Source organism: Desulfosarcina sp. (genome assembly GCF_041551955.1).
GTDB lineage: Bacteria > Desulfobacterota > Desulfobacteria > Desulfobacterales > Desulfosarcinaceae > Desulfosarcina.
Genome location: NZ_JBFELV010000416.1, coordinates 1 through 4,595 on the forward strand (window position 1 = coordinate 1; position 4,595 = coordinate 4,595).

General features: G+C 53.0%; 5 protein-coding genes. 1 reads left to right on the plus strand and 4 read right to left on the minus strand.

Features of this window, described 5'->3' with window-relative positions; genetic code table 11:
• Positions 1-566: hypothetical protein (locus ABYV26_RS21450; protein WP_372683401.1), on the plus strand; the 566-nt coding region annotated here is incomplete at its 5' end.
• Positions 567-578: 12 nt separating this feature from the next.
• Here the strand turns inward: ABYV26_RS21450 and ABYV26_RS21455 are convergent.
• From ABYV26_RS21455 to ABYV26_RS21470, 4 genes are all read right to left on the minus strand, one after another.
• Positions 579-1,619 carry a RimK family alpha-L-glutamate ligase gene (locus ABYV26_RS21455; RefSeq protein ID WP_372683402.1) on the minus strand — a complete coding sequence of 347 codons (1,041 nt, stop codon included), beginning with the start codon at positions 1,617-1,619 and terminating at the stop codon, positions 579-581.
• A gap of 30 nt (positions 1,620-1,649) precedes the next feature.
• A complete protein-coding gene (locus tag ABYV26_RS21460) occupies positions 1,650-2,573 on the minus strand; it encodes a hypothetical protein (protein ID WP_372683403.1) in 924 nt (307 codons plus the stop codon).
• A gap of 140 nt (positions 2,574-2,713) precedes the next feature.
• On the minus strand, positions 2,714-3,577 hold the full coding sequence (locus ABYV26_RS21465) for an alpha/beta hydrolase (protein ID WP_372683404.1): 864 nt from the start codon (positions 3,575-3,577) through the stop codon (positions 2,714-2,716).
• A gap of 331 nt (positions 3,578-3,908) precedes the next feature.
• Positions 3,909-4,595, minus strand: a 687-nt coding sequence (locus ABYV26_RS21470) for a hypothetical protein (RefSeq protein WP_372683405.1), incomplete at its 5' end; no start/stop codon positions are given.

A 4,595-nucleotide genomic window follows, 5' to 3' on the forward strand; every position in this document is an offset into this window, starting at 1 on the left:
ACCGGATCTATGCGCACAACCAGAACGGCAATCCTCAAAAAAAATATGTTTTCTTCATCTGCCATTCATTTCAAATCATGGTACGCTTTTTCGGCCTAGCTGAAGTGGTTGAACGTCATTCCGAGTCCTTCGGCATTTTCCCAGTACACAAAACCGAGGCCGGAAAAGCCGACCCACTGCTTCAGGGACTGGCCGACCCCTTTTACGGCAGCGACTTCAGAAACTGGCAGGTGATTCAACCCAACCGTAAGCAGCTGAAAAGCCTGGGCGCCAAAATACTTTGCATTGAGAAAAACCGGCCCCATGTGCCCTTCGAACGCGCCATCATGGCGGTTCGGGTTTCTAAGGAAATGGTCGGCACCCAGTTTCATCCCGAAAGCGACCCGTCGAGCATGCGATGGCACTTAAACCATCCTGAGAAAAAGGACCAAATTATCGAACGGTGGGGCATGACCAAGTACCGGCAAATGCAACAATTGGCCGACAACGTCGATGCAGTGGCGCGCACACGGAATACCATTCTCCCCGGCTTTATAGATTCCGCGATCCGCACCCTGCGTCAATAGATTGAATTTTATCTATTCAAGGTTGCCGTGAATCAAGTGGCGCCAGACATTGTTCTGGTGTTGCAGGCGGGCACCTTCATCGGTCACACATTTGATCAGGTAGGCTGAAACCTTGTCCACACCCATGCCGGCCAGGTGGGCGCCCACCGAATTGATGTCGAAATCGCAGGCAAAGTTCAGAAAATCGATGGCATAGGGGACCCCGTCCTTAACCAACAGCTCGGTGGTGTTGATCTCATAGCCCAGGGCCTGGTTCAGTTTTCGAACGTACGTTTCGATACGTGCCAGCAGTTCGGGGCCGAAAAAGTCCGGATCGACCGAATAGCGCCCCAGCCGCTCGCCGGCAACACGGTCCGGCGGCTCGAAGCGAACCGTGGTGACATCGCCGGCGATATAAAAACAGCGTGCAAACTGCTGGTAGGCGATGTCCTCCTGCAGCATAAAGACCAACGTCCGGCTGAGCCAATTACGCACCGCCATGTCTTGACCGACGTCTTCGGGGTAAACGGGTTTGGTATGGAAAATTTCGTTGTTGTAGAGATGAAAGAATTCATCTGGGTTATGGACCTTGCTGACCGCCAGCCAGCCACCGCCGGAGACGGGTTTTAGCCAGCAAGGAAAACCGATGGCGTCGAAAATGGCCTGCCAATCGGTCTGATCCAGGTACTTCAGGTTGCGCAGGGACTCGGCCGTGATGTCGTACAACCGCGTCGAGCCGGCGATGGGCAGAAGGCAGGTTTTGGGTATGGTCAACCCGAGGTTGGCAGCTACGGTAAACCCCAGGTATTTATCATCCGCGCTCCACAGCAGGGGGTTGGGGATCACATAGGTGCCGTGCGCGACTGCGGCTTTAAGCAGGTATCGATAATATGGGTAATCATGAGAAATGCGGTCGTAAATCAAATCGTAAGCCGGGGGTTCGCCAAGGTGCCCGGCACCCATGGTTGCCAATTCGGCCACGACGTCACCATTACCTTTATGGTTGATGGCGTCCACCAGCGCATTGGGAAAATTATCTTCCCGACCTCTCAGAACTCCGATTTTTTTTGTCATTTTCACCCCCATGAATTAATTCCATCATTGCTAGTGCTCGGCCATGATATGGTCGATGTTGGCATACCTGGATGGTGATTGGCTCCAATAGTCAATCATCGTCGAATGATTGGGTGTCTTGATCCAGGTGCCCTGGTAGCCGTAGTCCGGTGAAAAGATCCTGATCATTACATCTCCGCCGTTGAAGGTCCATTTTCGACCGTCGTGATAAATGTGGTCGATGCCCATTCCCTGGCGGGTCTTGATGTGAACATGGTCTTCCGGAAAATCCCAGGAATTGTCGATGACAAACTGTAACACCTGCCATTTGTTGCCCGAGGCAAGGAAACCCTGGTTGGCGGCGATGCCCGCATCGTTGGGCAGGCCGAAGGCCAGGTGTCCCTTAAACCGTTGTGCCAAGTGATACAGGTCCGCCTCTCGGCGCCATTCATGGTGCAGGGTAGTGGTGATATTGTGGATCAAGGCGTAACAGCGATGATAGGTGTCTTGCGCACAAACATCTCCCAGTTGCGCGGCTCCGGCCGAAAACCCCACGGTCAACTTGCCGGCGTTCTGACGCTGTTGAAGCGCGTTCCTGAACCGATCATAATCACCGAAGAAATAACCGCCCATGGCATCGTAGCGTTCGAAACCAAGATTCACTTCTCCACCACCCAGAATAACGACTTCGGCATGGTCGACCATATCGAAAAAGAGCTCGGCATCCTGGCGCGACAGGTCGTCGCTCCAGAAGAAGACCAGGGGATTGAGGCCATAGGGGATGAATTGGTCGAAATACCATTTGAAGGTGCCCCATGAAAACTCCTGGGAATCGCGGCTATCCATGCCAAAAGGCAAGTATAATACGCTTTTGTTGTGGGGATGCTCCAAGGCACGCTGGACGATCCAATCTCGGTGCAGGTAATCACAGCGGTTGTGAGAGCTGTAAATTAAGGCGGTCGGTTTTAGATGCACGATAAACTCCTTTGGTATATGGGCCCCACGATAATGTGTTTGGACGGTGTTCTCGCTCGTCGCAGTATGATTATACGGCTTCCTCCCTCAAGCTTTACCCACATCATCTTAAGGCCCATAGAAACGGTAGCTTTTACCCGTCATGGGTTATCTTTCAGCAGAAACCGCAGCGGCACGTGGACCCGGTTGCGCCAGGCCGTTTCGGAGTGTGGATCGCCGGCGAACCAGTTGGTGCGCCAGTCTGATCCGAACACATAGCCTCTATCCCTGATGATCTGCTCCACTCGCTTCTGGTTAACCAGGTAACCGGCACGATTGGCTTCGTCACCGTAGTCCAGATAAATTTTATGCCGTCCCGGTTCGGGAAGCCGCACCTTCAGATATTTAGCGAAAGACCGTTGCGCAATGGGCCAGTGGGTTGACAGGCAACCGGCACCGCCGAATATATGCGGATATTCACACATCCCATACAACGATATCAATCCTCCCATGCTCGACCCCATTAAGAAGGTAAACGCCCGCTCCGGGCGGGTGCGATAGCGGCGATCGATAAAGGGTTTGAGCTCGTTGACCAAAAAGTGAAGGTATCGGTCAGAAATCGGCCCCCCCCCGTAGCGTTTAATCACACGGCTTCTCGACTGTTGAGACTGATAGTCGCAAAAGGGCCTTTGCGGCAGGTATTCACGCAATCTTTGCGGGGTGTTCCAGACGCCGACCACGATGGTCGGTCGAATTTGCTTTTTCTGAAAAAGGCCTGCCATGGCCTGATCCAAGCCCCAATCAACACCGATGTAAGACTTTTGCGGTTCAAACAGGTTCTGGCCGTCATGCATATACAGGACTGCATACCCGTTGGTATGGCCTTCATCGTAGTCTGGGGGTAGCCAGACGTCGACATGGCGGGGATCGATGAACTGGGACGGCACATCTGGAAAATGATCGAGGGTGCCGATCAGATCGGCGTTTTTCTCCGGGCTTAAATCAGGTCGAATTTTCGTCTTCATTGGGGCGCCATGATGGGTCGTTTCACAACAGGTCTGGATCATGTCAAAGGTTTTTAGATTCATTGTATTTCAAGCCAAATGGAATAAATAATTGTTTTTTTTATATCTGTTTAGATGCCATCTCACCAACCGGATATCATCTCAAGGATGCATTAGCAGGTACGTCCTCGCCTCATCAAGGACGAATCGTGTTTTCCTTGACCAGGGGGCGCGCCAGCGTCTATTCGTTTGCACTCGCGAATGAATGTGTCGCCTTTGAAATAGCTGGCGACACACCAAAACGTGACTGAACGGTTGTCATCCATTGATTTTGCCGCTCTGACCAATGATTTTAATCTAGCCAGCAAATCGGTGCCATTCCCAGTCCGGCCGCGCGCTTGTCGGTCATTCCCAATTCGTTTTTGACCGCCATGATGGCTCCCATGTTAGAGAACCAGCCTCTCCCGGCTGCATCGTTTTTAATTTTCCGGGCCGGATCTTTGCTCGCATAGTGCGTGCGGCTCAGCGCCAGGATGCACCGGGCCGCACTGGGCGAATCGGAGACGGCCGGCGAACCCGCATGAAACACCAACCGGGTTTCGGAACAGAAACCCGCCAATGCGTCGGAATCCGTCAGCTCTGCATTGATATTGGGCATCACCGGCGTGGCCCAGAACAGGTCCTGGGCCAGCATGGGCTCTTCGGAACAATACTTTTCCACCACGGCCAGATCAGGGCTGACGAACACCCCTTTGGAACTCATCCCGTGCAGCGGTTTCACGGCCAACTGCTTCAACTGGTCCGGATCCTTGCGGAACGATTCCAACAGACCGGGGGTGATGCGCTGGGTTTGCGGAGCGACACCAACTGCTTCCAGCATGCACAGGCTGGTAATGGCGCTTTTGTCTATCAGGTAAAAACCGGCAATATGCTTGGACAAATCCGGCCAAAGGGATGGCGTTGCATATATTCGCCGCAGGCATTCGATGACCTCAGGCTTTCCTTCGGCTTTCATCTTTTTCAGATAGGATTTAAAATC

Coding starts and splice junctions, on each gene's coding strand:
- ABYV26_RS21455 (WP_372683402.1), bottom strand. CDS start 1,619: ATGACAAAAAAAATCGGAGTTCTGAGAGGTCGGGAAGATAATTTTCCC.
- ABYV26_RS21465 (WP_372683404.1), bottom strand. CDS start 3,577: ATGAAGACGAAAATTCGACCTGATTTAAGCCCGGAGAAAAACGCCGAT.